Annotated in this window: 24 protein-coding genes; 8 read left to right on the top strand and 16 right to left on the bottom strand. The window is 60.4% G+C overall.

The window, feature by feature from the left end:
- Nucleotides 1-2: 2 nt before the first annotated feature.
- The 4 genes from coaBC to E8M77_RS07010 all read right to left on the bottom strand — a co-directional run bounded on the left by coaBC (nt 3) and on the right by E8M77_RS07010 (nt 4296).
- Nucleotides 3-1214, bottom strand: coding sequence for a bifunctional phosphopantothenoylcysteine decarboxylase/phosphopantothenate--cysteine ligase CoaBC (coaBC, locus tag E8M77_RS07025; RefSeq protein WP_137129910.1), 1212 nt, complete (start codon nt 1212-1214; stop codon nt 3-5).
- 263 nt (nt 1215-1477) lie between these two features.
- Entirely contained in the window at nt 1478-2761 is a 1284-nt protein-coding gene (locus E8M77_RS07020) for a TRAP transporter large permease (RefSeq protein ID WP_137129909.1), read from the bottom strand.
- Between the two features lie 15 nt (nt 2762-2776).
- Nucleotides 2777-3268, bottom strand: coding sequence for a TRAP transporter small permease (locus E8M77_RS07015; protein WP_137129908.1), 492 nt, complete (start codon nt 3266-3268; stop codon nt 2777-2779).
- Nucleotides 3265-4296: a TRAP transporter substrate-binding protein gene (locus tag E8M77_RS07010; protein ID WP_137129907.1), complete on the bottom strand. Its 1032-nt coding sequence runs from the start codon at nt 4294-4296 to the stop codon at nt 3265-3267. Before E8M77_RS07010 ends, E8M77_RS07015 begins: the two co-directional genes overlap by 4 nt.
- A gap of 347 nt (nt 4297-4643) precedes the next feature.
- Here E8M77_RS07010 and E8M77_RS07005 point away from each other — a divergent pair, with 347 nt between their 5' ends.
- The gene (locus E8M77_RS07005; RefSeq protein ID WP_137129906.1) at nt 4644-5192 is read left to right on the top strand and encodes a glyoxalase superfamily protein; all 549 of its coding nucleotides are present in this window, start codon (nt 4644-4646) and stop codon (nt 5190-5192) included.
- 43 nt (nt 5193-5235) lie between these two features.
- Here E8M77_RS07005 and ubiB read toward each other — a convergent pair whose 3' ends face one another.
- Entirely contained in the window at nt 5236-6810 is a 1575-nt protein-coding gene (ubiB, locus tag E8M77_RS07000; protein WP_137129905.1) for a 2-polyprenylphenol 6-hydroxylase, read from the bottom strand.
- 39 nt (nt 6811-6849) lie between these two features.
- Nucleotides 6850-7626, bottom strand: a complete 777-nt coding sequence (ubiE, locus tag E8M77_RS06995; protein ID WP_137129904.1) for a bifunctional demethylmenaquinone methyltransferase/2-methoxy-6-polyprenyl-1,4-benzoquinol methylase UbiE — start codon at nt 7624-7626, stop codon at nt 6850-6852.
- A 141-nt stretch (nt 7627-7767) separates the two neighbouring features.
- Here ubiE and mutM point away from each other — a divergent pair, with 141 nt between their 5' ends.
- The 5 genes from mutM to E8M77_RS06970 all read left to right on the top strand — a co-directional run bounded on the left by mutM (nt 7768) and on the right by E8M77_RS06970 (nt 13163).
- Nucleotides 7768-8658, top strand: a complete 891-nt coding sequence (gene mutM, locus E8M77_RS06990; protein WP_137129903.1) for a bifunctional DNA-formamidopyrimidine glycosylase/DNA-(apurinic or apyrimidinic site) lyase — start codon at nt 7768-7770, stop codon at nt 8656-8658.
- 206 nt (nt 8659-8864) lie between these two features.
- Nucleotides 8865-9131, top strand: a complete 267-nt coding sequence (gene rpsT / locus E8M77_RS06985) for a 30S ribosomal protein S20 (protein WP_137129902.1) — start codon at nt 8865-8867, stop codon at nt 9129-9131.
- Nucleotides 9132-9983: 852 nt separating this feature from the next.
- Entirely contained in the window at nt 9984-11555 is a 1572-nt protein-coding gene (gene dnaA / locus E8M77_RS06980; protein WP_137129901.1) for a chromosomal replication initiator protein DnaA, read from the top strand.
- A 19-nt stretch (nt 11556-11574) separates the two neighbouring features.
- Nucleotides 11575-12174: a class I SAM-dependent methyltransferase gene (locus tag E8M77_RS06975; RefSeq protein ID WP_137129900.1), complete on the top strand. Its 600-nt coding sequence runs from the start codon at nt 11575-11577 to the stop codon at nt 12172-12174.
- A gap of 71 nt (nt 12175-12245) precedes the next feature.
- Nucleotides 12246-13163, top strand: coding sequence for a DMT family transporter (locus E8M77_RS06970; RefSeq protein ID WP_246659158.1), 918 nt, complete (start codon nt 12246-12248; stop codon nt 13161-13163).
- A 3-nt stretch (nt 13164-13166) separates the two neighbouring features.
- Here E8M77_RS06970 and hemW read toward each other — a convergent pair whose 3' ends face one another.
- Genes hemW through rph form a run of 4 tightly spaced genes read right to left on the bottom strand, consistent with a single transcriptional unit; the run spans nt 13167 to nt 16144 of the window.
- Nucleotides 13167-14345: a radical SAM family heme chaperone HemW gene (gene hemW / locus E8M77_RS06965; protein WP_137129899.1), complete on the bottom strand. Its 1179-nt coding sequence runs from the start codon at nt 14343-14345 to the stop codon at nt 13167-13169.
- 3 nt (nt 14346-14348) lie between these two features.
- On the bottom strand, nt 14349-14993 hold the full coding sequence (gene rdgB, locus E8M77_RS06960; protein WP_137129898.1) for an RdgB/HAM1 family non-canonical purine NTP pyrophosphatase: 645 nt from the start codon (nt 14991-14993) through the stop codon (nt 14349-14351).
- Nucleotides 14994-15003: 10 nt separating this feature from the next.
- Entirely contained in the window at nt 15004-15411 is a 408-nt protein-coding gene (locus E8M77_RS06955) for a VOC family protein (protein WP_137129947.1), read from the bottom strand.
- A 16-nt stretch (nt 15412-15427) separates the two neighbouring features.
- A complete protein-coding gene (gene rph / locus E8M77_RS06950; RefSeq protein WP_137129897.1) occupies nt 15428-16144 on the bottom strand; it encodes a ribonuclease PH in 717 nt (238 codons plus the stop codon).
- Nucleotides 16145-16318: 174 nt separating this feature from the next.
- Between rph and hrcA the strand changes: the two genes are divergently transcribed.
- Together hrcA and grpE are read left to right on the top strand one after the other, a co-directional pair.
- The gene (gene hrcA, locus E8M77_RS06945) at nt 16319-17407 is read left to right on the top strand and encodes a heat-inducible transcriptional repressor HrcA (protein WP_137129896.1); all 1089 of its coding nucleotides are present in this window, start codon (nt 16319-16321) and stop codon (nt 17405-17407) included.
- Nucleotides 17408-17500: 93 nt separating this feature from the next.
- Nucleotides 17501-18133: a nucleotide exchange factor GrpE gene (gene grpE / locus E8M77_RS06940; protein WP_137129895.1), complete on the top strand. Its 633-nt coding sequence runs from the start codon at nt 17501-17503 to the stop codon at nt 18131-18133.
- An 81-nt stretch (nt 18134-18214) separates the two neighbouring features.
- Here grpE and ptsN read toward each other — a convergent pair whose 3' ends face one another.
- The 6 genes from ptsN to lptC form a co-directional block, all read right to left on the bottom strand.
- A complete protein-coding gene (gene ptsN, locus E8M77_RS06935; RefSeq protein ID WP_137129894.1) occupies nt 18215-18679 on the bottom strand; it encodes a PTS IIA-like nitrogen regulatory protein PtsN in 465 nt (154 codons plus the stop codon).
- A gap of 67 nt (nt 18680-18746) precedes the next feature.
- Entirely contained in the window at nt 18747-19319 is a 573-nt protein-coding gene (gene raiA, locus E8M77_RS06930) for a ribosome-associated translation inhibitor RaiA (RefSeq protein WP_137129893.1), read from the bottom strand.
- Between the two features lie 282 nt (nt 19320-19601).
- A complete protein-coding gene (gene rpoN, locus E8M77_RS06925) occupies nt 19602-21152 on the bottom strand; it encodes an RNA polymerase factor sigma-54 (RefSeq protein ID WP_137129892.1) in 1551 nt (516 codons plus the stop codon).
- Between the two features lie 152 nt (nt 21153-21304).
- Complete coding sequence (gene lptB, locus E8M77_RS06920) at nt 21305-22099, bottom strand: LPS export ABC transporter ATP-binding protein (protein WP_137129891.1); 795 nt, start codon at nt 22097-22099, stop codon at nt 21305-21307.
- Between the two features lie 19 nt (nt 22100-22118).
- On the bottom strand, nt 22119-22679 hold the full coding sequence (locus tag E8M77_RS06915; protein ID WP_137129890.1) for an LptA/OstA family protein: 561 nt from the start codon (nt 22677-22679) through the stop codon (nt 22119-22121).
- The gene (lptC, locus tag E8M77_RS06910) at nt 22676-23326 is read right to left on the bottom strand and encodes an LPS export ABC transporter periplasmic protein LptC (RefSeq protein WP_246659157.1); all 651 of its coding nucleotides are present in this window, start codon (nt 23324-23326) and stop codon (nt 22676-22678) included. Before lptC ends, E8M77_RS06915 begins: the two co-directional genes overlap by 4 nt.
- Between the last annotated feature and the right edge of the window lie 58 nt (nt 23327-23384).

The following is a 23384-nucleotide window of genomic DNA, read 5'->3' as shown; positions in this document are numbered from 1 at the left end:
CGTCAGACACTGGTAAACCGCGCCGCAATCGTCTCGGCCAGCCGCATGGCCACCTCATCCTTGCCGAGATCCGGCCATTGCGCGATGCCATCTTTGGCGATCAGCGTCACGCGGTTGCGATCACCGCCCATGATGCCGGTTGCCGGCGACACATCATTGGCAATGATGATATCTGCCCCCTTGGCGTCAAGCTTGCGCCGGCCATTGGCCTCGATATCCTGCGTTTCGGCGGCAAAGCCCACGACGAAGGCCGGCCGCTGCGCGTGATGGCCGAGGGTTTTCAGGATATCCGGGTTTTCTGCAAGCAAGAGCGGCGCCGGGGGCTCGCCCGGCTGCTTCTTGATCTTCTGACCTGCCGAAGCGGTGACGCGCCAATCGGCAACGGCGGCCACCATCACGGCAATATCGGCGGGCAATGCTGACAGGACCGCCGAGAGCATCTCCTGCGCCGTCTCCACATGCAGGGTTTTGACGCCGGCCGGATCGGCAATCGTCACCGGACCGGAAATCAGGGTCACCTCGGCGCCAAGCTTTGCAAGGGCTGCGGCAATCGCATGGCCCTGTTTTCCCGACGAGCGGTTGGCGATGTAGCGCACCGGATCGATCGGCTCATGCGTCGGCCCGGAGGTGACGATGGCTCGCTTTCCGGCAAGCGGCTTGTCCTGTGATGACAGGAGCGTCACGGCTGCTGCAACAATCTCCAGCGGCTCCGCCATGCGGCCGGTGCCGGCCTCGCCACTTTCCGCCATCTCGCCTTTCATCGGGCCGATGAAGTGGATGCCATCGGCCTTCAGCACCGCGCTGTTGCGGCGCGTTGGCGCGGCATTCCACATGACCGGGTTCATGGCAGGCGCCACCAGCACCGGGCGATCTGTTGCCAGAAGCACGGCGCTGGCCAGGTCATCGGCCAGCCCATGCGCCATCTTGGCCATCAGGTCGGCGGTAGCGGGAGCCACGATCACAAGGTCGCATTCGCGCGCCAGCCGGATATGGCCGACATCCTGCTCGTCTTCGCGGGAAAACAGATCGGTATAGACATGGCTGGCAGACAGGGCGCCCACGGCAAGCGGCGTGATGAATTCCTGTGCCGCCCGGCTCATCACGGGCCGCACGCTCGCACCCCGTTCGCGCAAACGACGGATGAGATCAAGGCTTTTATAGGCGGCAATACCGCCGGCAATGATCAGAAGGATGCGCTTGCCGTGAAGCTCCATGGATGTCTCCCGTGTGTGACGGTTGGGGTGCAGAGCGTGTGCGCCTGCCCCCTCATCCGCCTGCCGGCACCTTCTCCCCGAGGGGAGAAGGGGATTTGCCGCAAGGCCTGCGGTTCCCCTCGCCCCAGCGGGGAGAGGTCCGCCGAGCAAAGCGGAGGCGGGGTGAGGGGGCGGCTGGTACAGACGCCAAAGACCTTACCGACTTCTTGCCCGGACCCTAAGCGGTTGAGCCACAACATGCAATTGCCGGCCATGCACCGGCATTACATCTGCGAGGGAATGAACAGTGCCATGGCGGGAATGAAGATCAGAAGCAGGATGCGCACCAGATCCATGGCGACGAAGGGGATCAGGCCGGAAAAAATGGTCGAGAGCTTCACATCCTTCACCACTGAGCGCAGCACGAAGGCATTCATGCCAACGGGTGGCGTGATATAGCTGATTTCGGTGACCACCACGACGAAGACGCCGAACCAGATGAGATCAAAGCCGGCAGCTGCCACCACGGGATAGAAGATCGGCACCGTCAGCGTGATCATCGACAGGCTTTCAAACAGGCAGCCCAGCACCAGATAGATGGCAAGGATGATGAAGATGATCGCCCAGGGGCTTTCAAAGCCGGACAGCGCGCCCTGTAGATCGGCTGCCATGCCCGACAGGTTGACGTAATTGGTAAAAGTCAGCGCGCCGAACAGGATGAAGAACATCATCGCGGTGTTCTTGGCTGTCTCGTAGAGCGTGCGGAAGGTTTCCTCCAGCCTGAAGCGGCCCTTGAGAATGGTCAGCAGCATAGCGCCGGCGGCCCCCATTCCGGCCGATTCTGTTGCGGTGAAGACGCCCAGATAAATGCCGCCCATGACGAAGATGAACAGCGCCAGTGCGCCCGCCACGCCGCGTGTGGCCTTGAGCCGCTCTTTCAGCGGCAGTTTTTCCTCGGTCGGCAGGTCAAGTCCGCGCAGTCGCACCGAAATGACGACGGCCAGCGCATAGCCCGCCATGCCGATAATGCCGGGAATGATGCCGGCGAGAAACAGCTTGCCGATATCCTGCTGGGCGATGATGCCGTAGAAAACGAAAATCACCGAAGGTGGAATGAGAATGCCAAGCGTGCCGCCAGCGGCAATCGAGGCGGTCGACAGGCTGTCGGGATAGCTATAGCGGCGCATCGAAGGCAGCGCGATCTTGGCCATGGTCGCAGCCGTTGCCAGGGATGAGCCGCAGACGGAGGAAAAGCCGCCACAGGCCAGAATGGTGGCGATCGCCAGCCCGCCTTTGCGGTGGCGAAGCCAGGCATGGGCTGCCTTGTAGAGATCATCGGCGACGCCCGACTGCACGACGAAATTGCCCATCATCAGGAAGAGCGGCAGCACGGAGAGCGAATATTCCCGGCCATTGTCGAAAAAGGTCTGGCCGAGCAGCGCAAAGGCCGGTGCCATGCCGATGATCGACATAGTGCCGACAAGCCCCACCAGCGCCATGGAAAAGGCGATGGGCATGCCACAAAACATCAGCGCCAGAAATACGACGCAGCCGATTGGCCAGCTCATGGTTATTCTTTCACATCAGGAACGGGAAAAGACGTGTCGAAGCGTAATCAGTCCCGCCACGCAGGTGGTCGCAGCGCAGAGATAGGCAAAGGGCGCGACCGGCAGGTGAAGGCTCACTGTCGTTTCGCCATAGCTTGCAAGATCATGGCCATAGACCATCAGCCGCCAGGACACGAGACCGAGGACCGCAGCCGACAGGAGCCGCACCACGGCCCGCCGCGCCGGCTGTACCCAGTCGGGCATATAATCGGTCACGAGATCCACCGTGACATTCTCCTCGTCGAGACACACGGCCGGCAGGCCAATGAAAATGGTCGAGACGAGAAGAAGCGCGGTCAGTTCCGTTGCACCCTGCAGCGGGCTGTTGAAGATGTAACGGCCGAGAACATCCAGCAATGTCACGAACATCATGGCCAGCAGCATCAGCCCGCAGATGAGGGAGAGCGCCTTATGCGTGGGCGTCAGCGATCTGGCGGGGGATGTGGACGGTAAAGATCCGCCGCTCATTGGCCCTTGGCCGCCTTGGCGATCTCAGCCTTCATTTCGGCAAGTGCTGCCTGCACATCGACGCCGGTGGAGGCGGTTTCAGTAAGCTTGGCATCGACGACCGGCTTCAGGCCCGCTTCGATCGCCTTCACCTGCTCAGGTGTTGCCGTCACGAACTTGATCTTGCCATCCATGGCCGCCTTGCCGGCCGTATCGGCGGCATCCCAGGCCTTGCCGGCCAGACGCGCCAGGGCTTCGCCGGATACGCTGTCGATGGCCTTTTTGTCGGCATCCGAGAGTGCGTCCCACTTGGCCTTGTTCATCGCCACGTAGAAGGACGTGTTGTAAAGGCCGCCCGGCACGACAAGCGCCGTATCCAGCATCGGGATCAGCTTGAAGAAGGCAACCGATTCAAACGGAAAGGTAATGCCATCGGCAACGCCGCTCGACATGATCTCATAGGTCTTGGAGGAGGGGCCCTCGACCGGCACGCCGCCGAGCGATTTCACCAGATCGGCCACGATTCCGCCGCCAACACGCAGTTTCGCGCCCTTGACCGGTTCGGCCCCCGTTACGTCACGGCCCTTCATGAAGATCTGGCCGGGGCCGTGGGTGAAGACACCCAGCACATGGACCTTGTCATATTCGCCGGCCTTGCGCAGCGTTTTGTCGAAAACGCGCCAGTAGCCGACCGAGACCGATTCCGCCGTATCGCCGAGGAAGGGTATTTCGGCGATATTGGTGGTCTTGAAGCGGCCGGGATTATAGCCCTGCACGCCATAGGTGATATCGGCCACGCCATTGACGGCAAAATCGAAATGGGCGGCCGGCGGTCCAAGCGGCGCCTGCATGATGTTGATGGTGACGCGGCCATCGGTTGCCTGCTTTGCGGCATCCGCATAGGGCTTCATGACATTGGTGACGAGCGGATGGGCCGGCGGCAGCCAGTTGGCCATGTTGAGGACGGTCTGCGCCATGGCTCCGCTTGCGGAAAAGAGAGCGGCAGATGCGGCAAAGGCAATCGAAAGGGCACGTCTGGAAATGCGCATAATATCACTGGCTCCGTTGTTCGGTTCAGCTGTTCCCGGACTTCTTTGTTGAAGCCTCAAATTTTTACTATGCGTAGTTGAACCGAAAAGCGGGAAAACTGCAAGGGTGTTTTCGACCATCGATCGGAAGACCATAGCCGCTGAAAACGCGTTGCAACACGGCCGATGCAGCGCTACACAATAAGGCCTGGCCGGACGCGGCCTGCCGCCCGTGGCGCTCTTCAAGGCGCTTGGTGAATGCGTCCACATACCTTTCGCCTCACGCATCGAGCATGCGTTTCTTCCGAGCGACGAACGGATCAGCAAGACGGGCACTGATGACGCCGTTCGTTCAGGGAGATGACGACATGCGTGATTTTCGCGACGCCAAAACCATGGCCAAGGCGCTCCGTTCCGGATTGGAGGAACAGGGGATTTCAATAACCCATTCCCGCGCTTTGGAACTGGTGGCCAGCCAATTTGGCTATGATGACTGGAATGTGCTTGCGGCCAAAATTGCGCAGGTGGGCGAGGCAAAGCCGGAGCCTGTTCTGCTGCAGCCGGGCATACCGGTCATCCGCATTTTCGCAATCGACATGGCGCTGGAATTTTACCGGGATTTCCTGGGTTTCCGCCTTGATTGGGAATACCGCCACGGCCCCGGTTTTCCGGTCTATCTGCAGGTCTCGCGCGGCGCACTCATCCTGCATCTGAGCGAACATGCGGGCGATGCCTCACCAGGCGCCAAGGTCTATGTGCCGGTTTCCGGCGTGGAGGCCTTCCACCGGGAACTTACGGCAAGAGGTTGCCGCTTCACACGCCCAAGCCTGGAACAGATGCAATGGGGGCTCGACATGATGGTGACCGATCCCTTCAGCAACCGGATCATCTTTTCCGATCGGGAGATCAAGCGTTGAGCCTCATGTCTTGCATGCCACGGGTGCCGATCACGGCGCCCGCTCAGCTCGCCTGAACGGCGATATAGATCAGCGTTGCGGCGATGACCCAGAGCGCTGCCCGGCCGCCACGGCTATGCTTGGCTTCCGATTTGCCGATCGCTTCGGCTGTGGCGTCATCAAAACGCACGCCATGCTCGGTCATGTGCAAAAGCTGCTGGTGGAATTTTTCGGTCTTGGCGGCGATTTCGGGCGCGGCTTCCGCCAGCTTCATCGCGGCCTTCAACCCGTCGCGCAGATCGGCAACGATGCGCTTGGGGCCGAGATTGTCGCGGATCCAGCTTCCGACGACAGGTTCTGCCGCCTTCCACATGTTGAAGCGCGGATCGAGCATGCGTGCGACGCCCTCCACCACAACCATGGTCTTTTGCAGCATGATCAGTTCCGGCCGCGTCTGCATTTCGAAGAGATCGGTCACTTCGAACAGCAGAGCCAGCAGGCGCGCCATGGAAATGGTTTCCGCCGGCTGGCCGTGGATTGGCTCGCCAATGGCGCGGATCGCCTGGGCAAAGCTTGCCACGTCATGATGCGAGGGCACATAGCCCGCCTCGAAATGCACTTCTGCCACGCGCAGGTAATCGCGGGTGATGAAGCCGTAGAGGATTTCGGCGAGGAAGCGCCGTTCCTTCTTTCCCAGCCGCCCGACAATGCCCATGTCGACGGCAACGATCGTTCCGGCCGGATCGACGAAGAGATTGCCCGGATGCATGTCGGCATGGAAAAAGCCGTCGCGCAAGGTATGGCGCAGGAAGGACTGGATCAGCGTTTCGGCAAGCTTTACCAGATCATGACCGGCAGATTGCAGCCCCTCGATATCCGACATCTTGACGCCATCGATCCATTCCATGGTGATGACATCGCGGCCGGTGCGTTCCCAATCTACCTTCGGCACCCGAAAGCCCAGGTCATCCTTGGTATTCTCGCCGATTTCCGAAAGGGCGGCTGCCTCCAGGCGCAGGTCCATTTCAAGCTTGGTGGTCTGCTCCAGCGTGCGCGTTACCTCGACCGGGCGCAGGCGCCGTGCCGATGGCATGAGGCGCTCCTGCATGCGGGCAATCAGGTACATGCTTTCAATATCGTGGGCAAAGCGCTGGCGCACGCCGGGGCGCACGACCTTGACCGCCACATTACGCTCACCTTCCGGATAAAGCACGGCGGCCTGATGCACCTGCGCAATCGAAGCGGCGGCCAGCGGCTCATCGAAACGCGTGTAGAGATCATCGATCGTGCGGCCCAGCGAGGTCTCGATATTGGTCTTGGCCACGTCCGTCGGGAAAAAGGCCATGCGGTCCTGCAGCATGGACAGATCGAGCGCCCAATCGACGCCCACCACATCCGGTCTTGTGGCGAGAAACTGGCCGATCTTGACATAGGACGGCCCCAGCCGATCGACCGCCCTGGTCAGGCGCACGCTGCGGCTTTCCTGGATGGAGGCCGGGCGGGTGAAAATCTGGGCGAGCGATTTGGCTGCCACGACGATCGGCGGCAGGCCTTGGCTCGGCAGTGCGGCCACCACGCCCTCGCGCACGAGAACCCAGCCAACCCGCACAAGCCGGAAATAGGCACCGATCGTGCTCATTGGCTGGCTCCCGTCGCAGTTCTTGCGGCTCTCATGCGATTACAGTTTCCAGCCGGAATGCAGGGCGGCGATACCGCCGGTGTAATTGGTATAGGTCACGCGGGAAAAACCGGCAGTGCGGATCATCCGGGCAAAGTCTTCCTGATTGGGAAATTTGCGGATGGATTCGACCAGATACTGGTAGGGCTCGGCATCGCCAGTGATCATCTTGCCAAATTGCGGGATCGCCTTGAACGACCATTGGTCATAGACGCGGTCGAGCAGCGGCATTTCCACTTCGGAAAATTCCAGCACCAGCAGGCGGCCGCCACGCTTCAGCACGCGATAGGCTTCCGACAGCGCCACATCGATGCGCGGCACGTTGCGGATGCCAAAGGCGATCGTATAGGCATCGAATGTGTTGGCCTCGAAGGGCAGTTCCTCGGCATTGGCCTCGACGAAGGTGAGGTTGTCGGAGAGCTTGCGCTTGGCGGCCCGTTCGGCGCCGACGCCGAGCATCGATCCATTGATGTCGAGCACGGTCGCATGCGCCTGGCGGTCGGAGGCTTCCACGATGCGAAAGGCAATGTCACCGGTGCCGCCGGCCACGTCCAGAACCGTGTAGGATGGGTCCTTGCGCGGGTGTAGGCTTGCCACCATCGCATCCTTCCACACCCGGTGCAGGCCGGCCGACATGACATCGTTCATGATGTCGTAGCGCTTGGCCACCTTGTGGAAGACGTCGTTGACCAGACCCTGCTTTTCGCCTTCCGCCACGTCGCGAAAGCCGTAGGAGGTTTCCATGCCACCCTGGGCGGAGGTTCGGCTTTCGGCCATCGCTGTGTCATCCTCTTGATACTCGGGCGCGACCATAGCGAAGTCGGCAGAGCGATACTATCTCTTGGCGTGCTTGCGGCACTATAGCGCTGGTCTATAGAGCACGCAGCACGCTGTTGGAAACAGGAAGTTAGGTAGCTCATGCCCGAATTGCCAGAGGTGGAAACCGTTCGTCGCGGTCTGTCGCCCACCATGGAGAACGCCACCATCGCAAAGCTGGAGACGCGCCGGGCGGACCTGCGCTTTCCCTTTCCCGATGCCTTTGGCGAGCGTGTCTCGGGCCGGCGTATCATCGGCCTTGCGCGGCGGGCGAAATATCTGCTGATCGATCTCGATGACGGCATGACGGTGATTGCGCATCTGGGCATGTCCGGCTCCTTCCGCATCGAGGCAGGGGATGAAGACGATCTTCCCGGCGATTTCCACCATCCGCGCTCAAAGGATGGCAAGCATGACCATGTGCTCTTTCATCTGGAGCGCGACGGCGTGGCAAGCCGCGTCATCTACAATGATCCACGGCGTTTCGGCTTCATGCATCTGTGGGCGCGCAGCCAGCTGGATCTCTATCCGGCCTTTGCCGGGCTCGGGCCGGAGCCGACCGGCAACCTGCTGGATGCCGGCTATCTCGCCACCCGCTTTGAAAATCGCGCCCAGCCGCTGAAGGGCATGCTGCTTGACCAGACGGTGATTGCCGGCCTTGGCAACATCTATGTCTGCGAAGCGCTCTGGCGCGCCGGATTGTCACCGCTGCGCAAGGCCGGCACGCTGGTGAGCAAGGCCGGCAAGCCGAGGCCGGAGCTTGTGGCGCTGACCGACCATATCCGCCAGGTGATTGCCGATGCGATTGTAGCCGGCGGCTCGTCCTTGCGTGATCATATCCAGACGGATGGCTCGCTCGGTTACTTTCAGCACAGTTTCTCGGTCTATGATCGGGAAGGGCAGGCCTGCGCCAGACAGGGCTGCTGCGGTACGATCGAGCGCATCACCCAGTCCGGGCGGTCCTCATTCTTCTGTGCGCTTTGCCAGAAATGAATCGGCGAACAGGAGCTTAGCGGCAAGACTTCGCGCAGATGGCAAAAATCCGCGTTGACTGAGGCCCGCATTCCGGTTATATCGCCGCCCACAGTTGGGAAAGCCTTGATGGCTTCCCCCATTGCTCCCAAATTGCTGGATGACAGGTCGCAAGGACCGAGCGCGGCGGCGGGGGAGTTTTTATTCGAATTCGAAGAGAGGCAGAGATGGCCAATACAACTTCGGCGAAAAAGGCGACCCGCAAGATCGCACGCCGCACTGAAATCAACAAGGCTCGCCGGTCGCGGGTTCGTGGCTTCATCCGCAAGGTTGAAGAAGCCATCCTGACGGGTGATGTGGCGATCGCCGCCGAGGCTCTGCGTGTTGCTCAGCCGGAAATCCAGCGCGCGTCCAACAAGGGCGTCCTGCACAGCAACACCGCTTCGCGCAAGGTGTCTCGGCTGGCGCAGCGTGTGAAGGCCCTTTCGGCCTAATTTGGTCATAAATGACTGTCATGAATGTAGCCCGGTCCCTGACCGGGCTTTTCGTGATTCTTACCCTTCAAAACTTGTGGTGCCGCATACGAAGCCGCCACATGACAGGCTGGTGACAGCCGCGTGACATAAAAAATATAATAAATTCAAATGTTTGCGAGAGGATGTTGCTATGGCCTATCTCTTGCCGGGGGTTCTTTGACCGACCAACTGAGTCAAGAGAATTTTTATTTTTCGGGCTTCCCGGACATCCTGACCAAGGCCGGAATTTGAATCTCTTTGATTCGACAGGGATTCTTTCCAAAGGGGGGGTGTCCGAGTCAAATTGAGACCTCAGAGTCAACGCTTCGCCATTAATTTAGCGTAAAAATCCTCGTTGATATCCCCCCCTGATCCTGCCTTAATAGGTTCAGCAAGAGGCACGGGGAACTCCCCGGAAGGCAGAGGATAGAAGCCGGTGAACCGGTGTCCCGGCCTTTAAGCACTTGCGACGGGTTAAGGTAACTTCCCGTTTTTTCACATAACTTGAGGTTGTGTGCCGGTAATCGTTCAGATTCCGGGTCACCACCTTTGTGCCGGATTTTGAAGCCAGATCCCGGCTCTGGAAGAACCGACGGTCAAGCACATCTTTACGAGGGGTGTATTTGAACGGGACGCTTGGGGAGCGTCGGATGACCGGATCGGGCGACCGGCCGGACATCACCTCCGCAATCTTGCGGAGCACGGAAACATTAGGCGGCTGCGGCTGGTTCTTTCGAGGGGAACCATCTGCTCCGCAACAACGAGAAAAAATGGTCCTGACGGGCGGTGACAGCCGACCTTCGGGGTGAAACATCAAAAGGCGGCACAAGAATGCAGATGAATACGGTATCGGCCCGGACGCTTGAGGGTGGCAACCAGGCGGTGAAGGCTCTCGATTCAGTTTGCTCCCAGGCGGCAGGGGAAAATTCCGAAATGAAGCATGATGCACTGTTTGAGCGGTTCAGCGCGCGTCTGAAGGCTCAAGTCGGTCCGGAAGTCTATGCAAGCTGGTTCGGTCGTCTGAAGTTGCATTCCAACTCCAAGAGCGTGGTGCGCCTCAGCGTTCCGACCACCTTCCTGAAGTCGTGGATCAACAACCGCTACCTCGATCTCATCACCACGATCTTCCAGGCGGAAGATGCCGAAATCCTCAAGGTGGAAATCCTGGTGCGCACGGCAAGCCGTGCTGCCCGTCCGGCTTCCGAGGAGCGCGTCGTACCGGTTGCCGATGTGGCCCCGGCCGCTGCCCAGCCGCGCCGCAGCGGTCCCCGTGAAATCGGCCAGATCGCAACCTTTGCGCCGCCGAGCCCCACGACGGCCTCTGTCACCCGCTCGGTGCCGGCTGGTCCCCTGTTCGGTTCGCCGCTCGATAGCCGCTATACGTTCGATACCTTTGTCGAAGGCCCGTCCAACCGCGTGGCGCTTGCCGCAGCCCGCACCATTGCCGAAGCCGGCGCCAGCGCCGTGCGCTTCAACCCGCTATTCATCCATTCGGGTGTCGGGCTTGGCAAGACGCATCTTTTGCAGGCGGTTGCCAATGCCGCTGTCGGCTCGTCGCGCATGCCGCGCGTCGTCTATCTGACGGCGGAATATTTCATGTGGCGCTTTGCCACTGCCATCCGCGACAATGACGCGCTGACGCTGAAGGAATCGCTGCGCAATATCGATCTTCTCATCATCGACGACATGCAGTTCCTGCAGGGCAAGATGATCCAGAATGAGTTCTGCCATCTGCTCAACATGCTGCTCGACAGCGCCAAGCAGGTGATCGTCGCTGCCGACCGGGCGCCCTGGGAGCTGGAATCGCTCGATCCGCGGGTGCGCTCGCGCCTGCAGGGCGGCGTCGCGATCGAGATGGAAACACCCGATTACGACATGCGCCACGAAATGCTGAAGCGCCGGCTGGAAATCGCCCGCCAGGACGATGCGGCACTCGACATTCCCGACGAGATTCTCGCCCATGTGGCGCGCAATGTCGCCAATTCCGGTCGTGAACTGGAAGGTGCCTTCAACCAGCTGGTCTTCCGTCGCTCGTTCGAGCCGGAACTGTCGATCGAGCGCGTGGATGAGCTTCTCGCCCATCTGGTCGGTGCCGGCGAAGCTAAGCGGGTGCGCATCGAGGATATCCAGCGCATCGTCGCCCGGCACTACAATGTCTCGCGCCAGGAACTGGTGTCGAACCGCCGCACCCGCGTCATCGTCAAGCCTCGCCAGATCGCCATGTATCTGGCAAAGACGCTGACGCCGCGCTCCTTCCCGGAAATCGGCCGCCGCTTTGGCGGACGCGATCATACGACCGTGCTGCATGCCGTGCGCAAGATCGAGGATCTGATCACCGGCGATACCAAGCTCAGCCACGAGGTTGAGCTGCTGAAGCGCCTGATCAATGAAAACAACGCCTGATCGACAAGAAGGGAGGCACATGGACGAGAAACCGGACACCACCCGACACTTCTATGCCGAAAAGGCCGCAACCTATGCAGCCGATACGGTAGACCAGCCAGTGTCTGCGCATCTGCGCCAGTTCACTGCCGCCTTGGCGCCGCAGGCGCGCGTTCTTGAACTCGGCTGCGGCAGCGGCCGTGACAGCGCCGTGATGCTGGCCAAGGGGCTCACCGTGACCCCGACCGATGGCACGCCGGAAATGGCAGCGCAGGCAACAGCAAGCCTTGGGCGGCCTGTAGCTGTGCTGGCCTTTGGTGATCTCTGCGACGAGGCCGCCTATGATGCTGTCTGGGCCAATGCCTGCCTGCTGCATGTGCCGCGCGCAGATCTTGCCGGCATCCTGCGACGTATCCAGAGGGCTCTGGTGCCGGGTGGCCTGTTCTATGCCAGCTACAAGGCGGGCACAGCCGAAGGTCTCGACCGGTTCGGCCGCTATTACAATTTTCCCGATGAGATCTGGCTGAGACAGGCCTATGGCGCTGGCTGGTCGTCGCTTGTTCTCGAGGAAACCCGCGGTTCCGGTTATGATGGTGTGCCAACGCCCTGGCTGCATATGCTGGCGCGCAAGGCGATCTGACATCATGCGCAGTTTCGGGTGGCAAGGTTCAGGCTTTGCGGTTAGGACAGGCCATCACGGGGATGCGCCGCATGCAAAGACAGATGACCGCAATCGAGTGGCTGATGCTGGCCATGCTCTCACTGCTTTGGGGTGGTTCCTTCCTGTTTAATGGCTTGCTGGTGCAGGTCTGGCCGCCGCTGACCATCGTTGCGGCTCGTGTATTCGTTGCGGCGTTGGCGCTCTGGGGGGCGGTTCGGCTGTTCGGCCATGCCGTGCCCAGAAGCCGGGAAGTCTGGCTTGCCTTTCTCGGTATGGGCCTTCTCAACAATGTCATTCCGTTCACGCTGATTGTCTGGGGCCAGACGCATATTGCCAGCGGCCTTGCTGCTATCCTCAATGCCACGACGCCGCTGTTTGGTGTCATTGCTGCGCATTTTCTGACGAGTGACGAGAGGCTGACAGCAAACCGCCTGGCGGGCGTCGTCATCGGCATTCTCGGTGTTGCCTGGATGATCGGCCCCTCGGTTCTCGGCCATGTGGGGGATGCGCTCTGGGGCGAACTTGCGGTGCTGGGTGCCGCCTTCACTTACGCCTTTTCCGGCCTTTATGGTCGGCGTTTCAAGCGCATGGGCCTGCCACCGATTCTTCCGGCGGCCGGTCAGGTCACCGCCTCGACCGTTCTCCTGGTGCCTATCGCGCTTATGGTCGATCGGCCCTGGACGCTGCCGGCACCGGGTCTTGAAACATGGGCCGCCCTTCTGGGGCTTGCCCTTCTGTCCACCGCCGTCGCCTATCTGCTGTTCTTCCGCATTCTGGCCAGTGCCGGCGCCACCAATCTGATGCTGGTCACCATTCTCATTCCGCCAAGCGCCATCCTCTTGTCAGCGCTGGTGCTTGGCGAACAGCTGGAATGGCGCCATCTCGTCGGTCTGGTGCTCATTGGGGCGGGACTTGCGGCCATTGACGGGCGGCTCTGGCGGCGCGCCCTTGGGCGGCACAGGGCCTGATCGTCAGCAGGCGAGATCGGCCACCACGGCATCAAGGATCAGCATGCCGGACGGCGTGCAGCGTATGCGCGAATTGCCCAACCGTTCGACAAACCCGTGTTCCAGTAAAAACTGTTCGCGTGCCGGATCAAGCTCGCGCCCGGATAGCTGCTGCCAGCGCACCAGATCGATGCCTTCGCGCAGGCGAAGTCCCATCAACAGCAGTTCGTCGGCCTGCTCTTCGCGCTCCAGCATTTCCTGCTCCACCATGCCATGGCCCTCGGCCTCGACAAGGTCGAGCCAGGCTTCCGGCTTGCGCTCGGTGGCGGTGGCAAGCTTGTTGCCGGCACGGGTCAACCTGCCATGCGCGCCGGGCCCAACGCCTGCATAATCGCCATAGCGCCAGTAGGTCAGGTTATGGCGGCTTTCAGCACCCGGCTTGGCATGGTTGGAGACCTCATAGGCCGGCATGCCGAAGCCTGCGGTAATCTGCTGCGTTGCCTCGTAAAGCTCGGCGGACTGATCGCCATCCGGCACCACCAGCTTGCCGGCCTTGTGCAGGCCGAAGAAGGGCGTGCCCTCCTCGATCGTCAGCTGGTAGAGCGACAGGTGATCGACAGCATAGGAGACCGCTTCATTCAGCTCTTTTTCCCATTCCTCCACCGTCTGGTTGGGGCGGGCATAGATGAGATCGAAGCTCATGCGCGGAAAGATGTCGCGCGCCAGCCGAATGGCTTTCAGCGCATCCTCGACATTGTGCAGCCGGCCGAGGAATTTCAGGTCGCGATCGTTGAGCGCCTGCACGCCAAGCGATACGCGGTTGACACCGGCCGCCCGGTATCCGCGGAAACGATCGGCCTCGACGCTGGACGGATTGGCTTCCATGGTCACTTCGATACCGGCCGGCACATGCCAGCGGCTGGCGATGCCGTCGAGAATGGTTTCCACCGTCCTCGGGTCCATCAGCGAGGGCGTGCCGCCGCCCATAAAGATGCTGGTCACGGTTTTCGGGCCAGACAGCGCCCGCATCGTGTCCATTTCTTTCAGGAAGGCTGCCGCAAAACGCTCCTGGTCCACCGGCTGGTGGCGCACATGGCTGTTGAAGTCGCAATAGGGGCATTTGGCCGCGCAAAACGGCCAATGGACATAGAAACCGAAGCCCGGTTCGCCGGTATCGGGCAGCAATGGGGCGTCGGTCAGCAAGGATCAGCCTCCAAGGCCGGTTTCAATGAAAATCTTGAAGGCGCGGGCGCGGTGGGAAAGAGCCTCCGCATCGCCGGGCTTCCAGCCATGCTTTTCATCGCCGCTCATTTCACCGAATGTGGTGTCGTAGCCGAGAGGTTGGAAGAGCGGATCGTAGCCAAAACCTTCGGTGCCGCGTGGCGGCCAGGCGATTGTGCCCTCCACTTCGCCGCGAAACAGTTCCGTATGGCCGTCCGGCCAGGCCAGACACAGCACGCTGACAAAGCGTGCTCGGCGCTGGTCGGCGCTGGTCGCGCCTTTGTCGGTCAGTGCGTCCTGCACCTTTTGCATGGCCATGGTGAAATCGCGCGTGCCGTCGGCCGTTTCCGCCCAGTTGGCGGTATAGACGCCTGGCGCGCCATCCAGGGCATCGATGACCAGGCCGCTATCATCCGACAGAGCCGGCAGGCCCGACGCCTTGGCCGAGGCGAGAGCCTTGATCGCGGCATTTTCCTCAAACGTCGTGCCGGTCTCATCCGGCTCGATGAAGTTCAACTCGGCGGCGGATTTTGCCGAAAAGCCGAATGGACCGATCAGATCGGCAATTTCGCGGATCTTGCCGGCATTGTGGCTGGCGACAACGATGGTGCGGGTCTCGAGCTTGCGCATCACATATGTCCTATTGAATGTTCCAGAGGGAGGGGCTTGCGCATTCCAGGCTGTTGCCGGCGGGATCCCGGAAATAGATCGAGCGTGCGCCGCCCGGCCAACGAAAATCGGATTCGATCGCGATGCCGTGCGCCAAAAGGTGCGCAACCATGGCATCCAGCGCCGTTTCGGCCACACGAAAACAGGCATGGCCGGCACCTGATGTGCCATGCGGCGGAACGGGCAGGGCCCCCTCCGGCGCAGGCTTGACCGTTTCCTGCGGATTGAAGAGCAGCAGCACGCCCGGTCCGCAGCGATAAAAGATATGCCGGTTTCCGGCACGCGCAATCATCTCAAGCTGAAGCACGCCGCCATAAAAGGCTTCGGCCGCGTCGAGATCATCCACGTAAAGAGCCGTTTCCAGCATGCCCTCGATCATTGCCCCACCCTCCGGTTCAGCCAATCGCCTGCTTCTGCAGGGCCACCAGTTCGGCAGTACCGGCAGCGGCCAGGTCCAGAAGCGTCATCAGTTCCTCGCGCGAAAACGGCTTGCCTTCCGCCGTGCCCTGCACTTCGACAATGCCGCCAGAGCCGGTCATGACGAAATTGGCATCGGTTTCAGCCGCCGAATCTTCCAGATAATCGAGATCGATCACCGGCTGGCCGGCAAAGATGCCGCAGGAAATCGCAGCGACATGATCCTTCAACACACGGTCCAGCTTGATCATCTGGCGCGCTTCCATCCACTTCAGGCAATCATGCAGCGCAATGAAACCGCCGGTAATGGCCGCCGTGCGGGTGCCGCCATCCGCCTGGATGACATCGCAATCCACCGTGATCTGCTTTTCGCCCAGCGCTTCAAGATCAATGACGGCGCGCAGCGAACGGCCGATCAGGCGTTGGATTTCCTGTGTGCGTCCGCCCTGCTTGCCGGTGGCTGCTTCGCGCTTCATCCGGTCGCCGGTGGCGCGCGGCAGCATGCCATATTCGGCCGTGACCCAGCCCTTGCCGGAATTGCGCAGCCATGGCGGGGTCTTTTCTTCAAGGCTTGCCGTGCACAGAACATGCGTATCGCCAAACTTGACCAGGCACGAGCCTTCGGCATGTTTCGAGACGTTGCGCTCGAAACTCACCTTGCGCATCTGGTCGGTTTTTCTGCCTGAGGGTCGCATCTTGTTCTCCTGACGGTTCAGTGAAGGCGTCTTAAGGCCGTGGCGGCGCTTTTGCAAAGAAAAAGCCGGGGCAGGGGGCGGCTACCGGTGGCCGGACGACAATTCCCTTTTGCGAAGTGGCCGCAACGCATTATATTTGTCATCGAACAATCATGATTGGGTAACATGCGGCAGATGGATCTTCAAACATCGGGAGGAAGGGAAGGCGCTTCCGGGCTCGATGAGCGCTCGCGCGAGATCTTCCGCCGCATTGTAGAAAGCTATCTCGATACGGGCGAACCGCTCGGATCACGCAGCTTGTCGCGGCTTTTACCCATGTCGCTGTCGCCGGCCTCGGTGCGCAATGTGATGAGCGACCTGGAAGAGCTTGGCCTCATCTATGCGCCGCATATCAGCGCCGGACGCCTGCCCACCCAATCGGGCCTGCGCTTCTTCGTCGATGCCTTCATGCAGGTGGGCGATCTCTCCATCGAGGAACAGGCGAATATCGAGCGGCAGATCCGCGCCGAAGACCGCGCCCAGCCGATGGAAAACCTGATGACGGAAGCAACCCGCATGCTGTCGGGCGTCTCGCGTGGGGCTGGCATCGTCATCACCGCCAAGAGCGATGCGGTGCTCAAACATGTGGAATTCATCCGCCTGGAGCCAACCAAGGCGCTGGCAATCCTGGTTGGTGACCATAACCAGGTGGAAAACCGCATCATCGACCTTCCGGCCGGCGTGACCTCGTCGCAGTTGACGGAGGCCGGCAATTTCCTCAATGCGCATCTGACCGGGCAGACGCTGCCGGAATTGCGCACCCAGTTGAAGAGCCTGAAGGAAAAGGTGCTGAGCGAGCTTGACGCCCTGTCTCAGGACCTGGTGGAACGCGGCCTTGCCATCTGGTCGGGCGATAGCGAGGAGGGGCAACCCGCTCGCCTTATCGTGCGCGGTCGTGCCAATCTTCTCGAAGGGCTGGCCGGCGCCGAGGATTTGGATCGGCTGCGCCTGCTGTTTGATGACCTGGAGAAGAAGGATAGCCTCATCGAGATCCTTGAGCTTGCCGAAAGCGGTCCGGGCGTGCGTATTTTCATCGGATCTGAGAATAAGCTGTTTTCGCTATCGGGCTCCTCGCTCATCGTCGCGCCCTATCGCGACGAGGAAGATCGCATCGTTGGTGCCGTCGGTGTTATCGGTCCGACCCGCCTGAATTATTCCCGCATTGTCCCTATGGTGGACTATACCGCGCAGGTTCTGGCGCGGCTGACGCGCAAGCCCTTATAGGCAGCCTTTGCTTATCGCGCGCACAAGCCTTGATTTTTGAGGCGCAAACCTCGATATCGGGCTCAATTCCCAACCATTTTACCGGAGAACGTCATGACCGACGAGACGAAGAAAAACGGACCTGACGCGTCAGAGACCGAGACCGTGGTGGATGCCGCGGCCGCGTTCGCCAATGACGGCGCCACCGAGGCTGGAGAGGCGCCGGCTCCCGATCCCATGGAAACCTTGAAGGCGGAGAATGAGCAGCTGCGCGATCGCTTCCTGCGGCTGGCGGCCGAGATGGACAATCTGCGCCGCCGCACCGACCGCGAAGTGAAGGACGCCAAGTCCTATGCCGTCACGGCCTTTGCCCGCGACATGCTGGCCGTGTCCGACAATCTGCGCCGGGCGCTCGATTCCATCCCCTCCGATACCAAGGATAGCGAAGATGCCGGCCTGAAGGCACTGATTGAAGGTGTCGATATGACCGAGCGTGCCATGCTGTCGGCTCTTGACCGTCACGGCGTGAAGAAGATCGAACCGGAAGGCCAGAAGTTCGATCCGAACTTCCACCAGGCGATGTTTGAGATTCCCAACACCACCGTGCCCAACAACACGGTGCTGCAGGTGGTTCAGGCGGGTTATGTGATCGGCGAGCGTGTACTTCGCCCGGCCATGGTCGGCGTGTCGAAGGGCGGTCCCAAGGCATCGGATGTGGCGGCCGAGGCAGCAGCCGACAAGGCTTGAGCTATCAAAGATCGAGTCCACGAGAAAAGGCCCGCTTCCGGCAAGGAGGCGGGCCTTTTGTCATTCATGAAAACTCAAAAATCAGGCGGCGTTAGAGGCCTGTTCCTCGTTGAGGAAGGCATAGATGGCCGACGCCGAATCGGTGGCGCGCAGCTTGGCCACCAGATCCTGGTCGCGCAGCACGCGGGCAATGCGCGACAGTGCCTTCAGGTGATCGGCTCCGGCCCCTTCCGGTGCCAGGAGCAGAAACACCAGATCGACCGGTTCGTCGTCCAGTGCCTCGAAATCTACAGGGGATTCAAGCCTTGCAAACAGGCCCTTGATGGCGCCGATGCTGCCCAGCTTGCCATGCGGAATGGCAATGCCATGGCCAACGCCAGTCGAGCCCAGCCGCTCACGCTGCAGGATGACGTCGAAGATTTCACGCTCCGGCACACCGGTCAGCTTGGCGGCCTTGGCTGCGAGTTCCTGCAATAATTGCTTCTTGGAATTCACCTTGAGGGCTGGAATTATCGCATCTTGCTGCAGGAGATCTGCCAACGCCATTCTGTTCATCCTTCTGTCCCCTCGCACGGGGGGAATGGGAGTGCCGGTTAGGGCACTCCCGTCAGGCTTATCCCTTGATACTGGCCGCGTCGATCCAGCCAATATTGCCGTCGTTGCGGCGATACACGATATTCAACTGTTGAGCCGGGTTTCTGAAGAAGAGAACCGGATCATCCGTCATGTCGAGGGCCATCACGGCCGTCGCCACAGTCATGGTCTTCAGCGGTTTCGAACTTTCAGCCACGATGGTCGGAGCAAAATCCTCCGGCACTTCGTCGGCCTCGTCCGGCACGCTGTCCATCACCGTATAGGCTATTTCCGCATAGCCGTTCTGGATTGCGCCAGCATGGTGGTCCTTCAGCTTGCGCTTGTAACGGCGCAAACGCTTCTCGATGCGTTCTGCAGCGGCATCGAAGCTCAACTGCGGATCATTCGCCTCACCTGCGGCATGCAGGATGACGCCCGTATCGAGATGTACCTTGCAGTCTGTCGCAAAACGGGAGCTGGATTTCTCCACAATCACCTGCCCCGAATAGCCTCCGTCAAAGTACTTTGTAACCGCCTCCCCTATATGGTCCACAATCCGTTTACGGAACGAATCGCCGATTTCCATATGCTTTCCGGATACACGCACGTTCATGGAATTCTTTCCTTCTTGTCGTGACTTGCGGGTATCAGTCTACGTCAAGCGGGCCACTCATCCAAGCGTCTCTCGTGAGACCATGCTGATTTCAATCGCAATTGCGCTTTATCGAGCGTTACCGTTCGGGGTGGCTTTTTTAGTGTTTGCCGGTGCGGCGGGCTTCTAAAGGGGGGCGTGACAAAAGTCAACGCTCGCGGGTGAGACGTGATCGGTTGTGGCGTCACCCGCCACAGATTTAACGAGCTATGGCGCCCTGAACGGCCTTGACCGACGCTGTCATTATGCGGTGATGCCAGCCATCGCCCGTTTTTCGCGCCGACGTTGCACCGATGACGGAATGTTCATGGCTTCCCGATACTTGGCAACCGTTCGGCGGGCAAGTTCCACCCCGCCATTCTTCAGGCTGATGACGATATCGTCATCGGACAGAACGGCATCCGGTGTCTCCTTTTCGATCAGCATGCGGATGCGATGGCGAACGGCTTCCGCCGAATGGCTGTCGCCGCCTTCGGCCGAGCTGATAGAGACAGTGAAGAAATATTTCAGCTCGAACAGGCCGCGCGGTGTCAGCATGTACTTGTTGGAAGTGACACGGCTGACGGTTGATTCGTGCATCTTGATGGCATCTGCCACCGTCTTCAGATTGAGCGGACGCAGATGATCGACGCCATGTAGCAGGAAGGCATCCTGCTGGCGTACGATCTCGGTTGCCACCTTCATGATCGTGCGGGCGCGCTGATCGAGGCTGCGGGTCAGCCAGTTGGCATTCTGCATGCATTCGGACAGAAAGTTTTGGTCCTCGCCCTGGCGGGTGGCGTGCTTGGAAATCGTCTGGAAATAGGTCTGGTTGACCAGCACGCGGGGCAGGGTGTCCGGGTTGAGCTCGATCACCCAGCCGCCATCGCTGCCGGCGCGCACCACCACATCGGGCATGATGGATTCCGATACACCACCCTGGAACAGGCTGCCGGGGCGCGGGTTGAGGGCGCGGATCTCGGCCAGCATGTCGACAAGGTCTTCGTCATCCACGCCACAGATCTTGCGAAGGGTGGCGAAGTCGCGCTTGGCCAGAAGGTCGAGATGGGCCACCAGCGCTGCCATGGCCGGATCGAAGCGATCCTTTTGGCGCAACTGGATCGACAGGCACTCGCTGAGCGACCGGGCGAAGATGCCAGCCGGATCGAGGGTCTGAAGACAGGTCAGCACCCGCTCGACCTCGCCAATGCCAGTACCAAGCCGCTCGGCGATATCGACGACTTCGCCCTGCAGGTAGCCGTTTTCATCCAGCTGGTCGGTCAGGTACTGGGCAATCAGCCGATCAGCATAGCCGGAGACGAGGAAGGGGATCTGTTGGTCCAGATAGTCGCGCAGCGTCACGGCACTGGCGACGAAATCGTCGAGATCGAAGCTCTCGCCGGCTTCGCCGCCCGGCATCGATTTCCACTGGCTCATCAGTTCCGGCGCATCGGGCCGGCGGGCCGGCGCATCGTCGGGGAAGACGTTCTCGAAATCGCCGTCGAGTCGGTCTGTCAGCTGTTCTGGCTTTGCCGAGCCATTGTCGAACCAGTCCGGGTCGCTCTCGCTGGAAAATTCGCGCGCATCATCGCCGCCGCCGGCGTCGGAAAAATCATCGGCAGATGTCTGCCTATCGCTGCCCGTTTCCCCATCACCTGACGAAAATTCAAGCAGAGGATTCTTCTCCACCTCCTGGGCAATGAACTGGTTCAGCTCGATATGCGTCATCTGAAGCAGCTGGATGGACTGCATCAGCTGCGGAGTCATGACGAGCGACTGGGATTGGCGCAGGAAAAGGCTGGCGGATAGAGCCATGGCGAACGCGAAACTCCCTACAAATCCTCCTTTTGCACCTCTTTCGACGGACGAAGGAGGTCACGCAGAGCACTTGGCCCAAAAATTGCTTTTTTAATAGATTTGGTCAAGCGTGCAGGTGATCTGAAAGCAAATTTCTTGTCAGTTCTGCGTCAGAGACTGAACTTGTCACCGAGGTAGAGACGACGCACATCGGCATTGTTGACGATATCGTCGGCACGGCCATGGGTCAGCACTTCGCCCGCGTGGATGATATAGGCCCGGTCGATGAGGCCCAATGTCTCGCGCACGTTGTGGTCCGTGATCAAAACCCCAATGCCGCGTGCCGTCAAGTGGCGCACGAGATTCTGGATGTCGGATACAGAAATCGGATCGACGCCAGCAAAAGGTTCGTCCAGCAACATGAAGGCCGGGTCTGTGGCCAGCGCGCGGGCAATTTCAAGGCGCCGACGCTCGCCGCCGGAGAGCGCCACGGCAGGCGATTTGCGCAACCGGCTGATATGGAACTCTTCCAGCAGTTCGTTGAGTTTGTTTTCGCGCTTCTTGCGGTCCGATTCATGCACTTCGAGCACGGCGCGGATGTTTTCTTCCACGGTTAGCCCGCGAAAGATCGAGGCTTCCTGCGGCAGGTAGCCGACGCCGAGGCGTGCCCGGCGATACATCGGCATGCGCGTCACGTCATTGCCGTTGATGGCAATCATGCCCTCATCGACCGCGACAAGCCCTGTGATCATGTAGAAACAGGTGGTCTTGCCGGCGCCATTGGGGCCGAGCAGGCCAACAGCCTCGCCACGCCGTACGATCATGGAGACCCCGTTGACGACGCGGCGCGTGTCATAGGTCTTGGTCAGGCCATGCGCGATCAGCGTGCCGTCATAGCGTGCCTTGTCGCGCGGGTCGAAACCTTCGGGTGCGACCGCCTCGGGGCGCCGGGAAAACAGGGACATCGTGTCTGGTTACTTTTGCTTAAGGCTTCTGGCGGGACTTGGGGTCGAGCATGATCTCGACGCGGCCACCGCAACTGTCGAGCTTGGCTTCGCCTGTGTTCATCAGGACGGTCAGCTTGCAGCCACGGAACACATTGGCGCCATCGGACAGCACAACCTGCTTGCCGGTCAGCACGAAGGTTTGCGTTGCCATGTCGAACACGCCGTTCTCGGCTGTCGCCTGCTGGGCGGCTGACGTGATGAGAACCTTGCCGTCCATGTAAATCTTGTCGATATCGGTATCGCCGGCCGTTACCGACGAGCCTTCGCCCTTGTAGAGGACGGTCATCTTCGTCGTCTTCATGGTCGTCGCGCCCTGCACGACTTCCACATTTCCGGTGAAATAAGCCTTCTTTTCCTCGTCCTTGATCTCGAGCTGATCGCTCTGGATCTGGATGGGCTGGTCATTGGACAGCTTCATACCATCCATCTTCTTGGTGGTGGAAGACTGGGCAAGCGCGGGCGAAGCCAGCGCAGCAAGCGCCATGCCGGCTGCAAGACAGGAAAGGATCGAATGGGCGTTGGGACGGCGAAGGGTCATGGGGCCGGGCTCTTGTTGCCTTGATGGGTGAGTGCGGAGCCTGCCAGATTGACCTGGACCTGACCCGCAAAGAGGATGGTTTTACCGTTATCTGTTATCTTCATCGACTTCGCAACAATCGACGCCTGCTCCATCGTAATCCGTACCGGAGCGGATGTCTCCATCATGCTGCGCGGTACGTCGAGAACGGCATCCTCAAAATTGGCCGTGATACCGTTGCTGAGGTCCACCTGGAAGGGCTTGTTCATGTCCAGGCGATCGGCCGAACGATCGAAAATGCCGCCTTGCGCTGTGACGCGTGCAACTACATCATCATTCAGCGGCATGGCCGCCTTGACATTTTCCAGAGTGATCATGTTCGGATTGAGGAGATCTTGGAGCGCGCGGGTGGCGGTCATCGAATAGGACATGCCCTTGTCATTGCGGCCGGCAATGGCCGGGCTTTCCATGACGATCTTGCCGTCCTCGATCTTGGCGCTCTGGATGGTGATATTTTCGGGCAGGTAGGCCCGCACGAAGGAGACGGCGATAAAAATGGCCGAAATGACGGCGGCCGCTACCGGCAGCATAATGCGCAAGCGTCGCACATGCCGCGAATGCGCAAGCGCCGCCTTGTAGGCGTCACCCGTCGCAGCGGCTTCAGGCATATCCTGTGATGTACGAATCAGTTTTTGCAGCATGAAAACCTATGTGGCCATCTCGGTC

Origin of the sequence: Rhizobium sp. FY34, from assembly GCF_005222845.1 — a bacterium.
GTDB lineage: Bacteria > Pseudomonadota > Alphaproteobacteria > Rhizobiales > Rhizobiaceae > Neorhizobium.
The sequence above is the reverse complement of the archived record's forward strand: the minus strand, read 5'-3'. Positions and strand labels throughout refer to the sequence as shown.

Coding starts and splice junctions, on each gene's coding strand:
- coaBC (WP_137129910.1), bottom strand. CDS start 1,214: ATGGAGCTTCACGGCAAGCGCATCCTTCTGATCATTGCCGGCGGTATT.
- E8M77_RS07020 (WP_137129909.1), bottom strand. CDS start 2,761: ATGAGCTGGCCAATCGGCTGCGTCGTATTTCTGGCGCTGATGTTTTGT.
- E8M77_RS07015 (WP_137129908.1), bottom strand. CDS start 3,268: ATGAGCGGCGGATCTTTACCGTCCACATCCCCCGCCAGATCGCTGACG.
- E8M77_RS07010 (WP_137129907.1), bottom strand. CDS start 4,296: ATGCGCATTTCCAGACGTGCCCTTTCGATTGCCTTTGCCGCATCTGCC.
- E8M77_RS07005 (WP_137129906.1), top strand. CDS start 4,644: ATGCGTGATTTTCGCGACGCCAAAACCATGGCCAAGGCGCTCCGTTCC.
- ubiB (WP_137129905.1), bottom strand. CDS start 6,810: ATGAGCACGATCGGTGCCTATTTCCGGCTTGTGCGGGTTGGCTGGGTT.
- ubiE (WP_137129904.1), bottom strand. CDS start 7,626: ATGGCCGAAAGCCGAACCTCCGCCCAGGGTGGCATGGAAACCTCCTAC.
- mutM (WP_137129903.1), top strand. CDS start 7,768: ATGCCCGAATTGCCAGAGGTGGAAACCGTTCGTCGCGGTCTGTCGCCC.
- rpsT (WP_137129902.1), top strand. CDS start 8,865: ATGGCCAATACAACTTCGGCGAAAAAGGCGACCCGCAAGATCGCACGC.
- dnaA (WP_137129901.1), top strand. CDS start 9,984: ATGCAGATGAATACGGTATCGGCCCGGACGCTTGAGGGTGGCAACCAG.
- E8M77_RS06975 (WP_137129900.1), top strand. CDS start 11,575: ATGGACGAGAAACCGGACACCACCCGACACTTCTATGCCGAAAAGGCC.
- E8M77_RS06970 (WP_246659158.1), top strand. CDS start 12,246: ATGCAAAGACAGATGACCGCAATCGAGTGGCTGATGCTGGCCATGCTC.
- rdgB (WP_137129898.1), bottom strand. CDS start 14,993: ATGCGCAAGCTCGAGACCCGCACCATCGTTGTCGCCAGCCACAATGCC.
- E8M77_RS06955 (WP_137129947.1), bottom strand. CDS start 15,411: ATGATCGAGGGCATGCTGGAAACGGCTCTTTACGTGGATGATCTCGAC.
- rph (WP_137129897.1), bottom strand. CDS start 16,144: ATGCGACCCTCAGGCAGAAAAACCGACCAGATGCGCAAGGTGAGTTTC.
- hrcA (WP_137129896.1), top strand. CDS start 16,319: ATGGATCTTCAAACATCGGGAGGAAGGGAAGGCGCTTCCGGGCTCGAT.
- grpE (WP_137129895.1), top strand. CDS start 17,501: ATGACCGACGAGACGAAGAAAAACGGACCTGACGCGTCAGAGACCGAG.
- ptsN (WP_137129894.1), bottom strand. CDS start 18,679: ATGGCGTTGGCAGATCTCCTGCAGCAAGATGCGATAATTCCAGCCCTC.
- raiA (WP_137129893.1), bottom strand. CDS start 19,319: ATGAACGTGCGTGTATCCGGAAAGCATATGGAAATCGGCGATTCGTTC.
- rpoN (WP_137129892.1), bottom strand. CDS start 21,152: ATGGCTCTATCCGCCAGCCTTTTCCTGCGCCAATCCCAGTCGCTCGTC.
- lptB (WP_137129891.1), bottom strand. CDS start 22,099: ATGTCCCTGTTTTCCCGGCGCCCCGAGGCGGTCGCACCCGAAGGTTTC.
- E8M77_RS06915 (WP_137129890.1), bottom strand. CDS start 22,679: ATGACCCTTCGCCGTCCCAACGCCCATTCGATCCTTTCCTGTCTTGCA.
- lptC (WP_246659157.1), bottom strand. CDS start 23,326: ATGCCTGAAGCCGCTGCGACGGGTGACGCCTACAAGGCGGCGCTTGCG.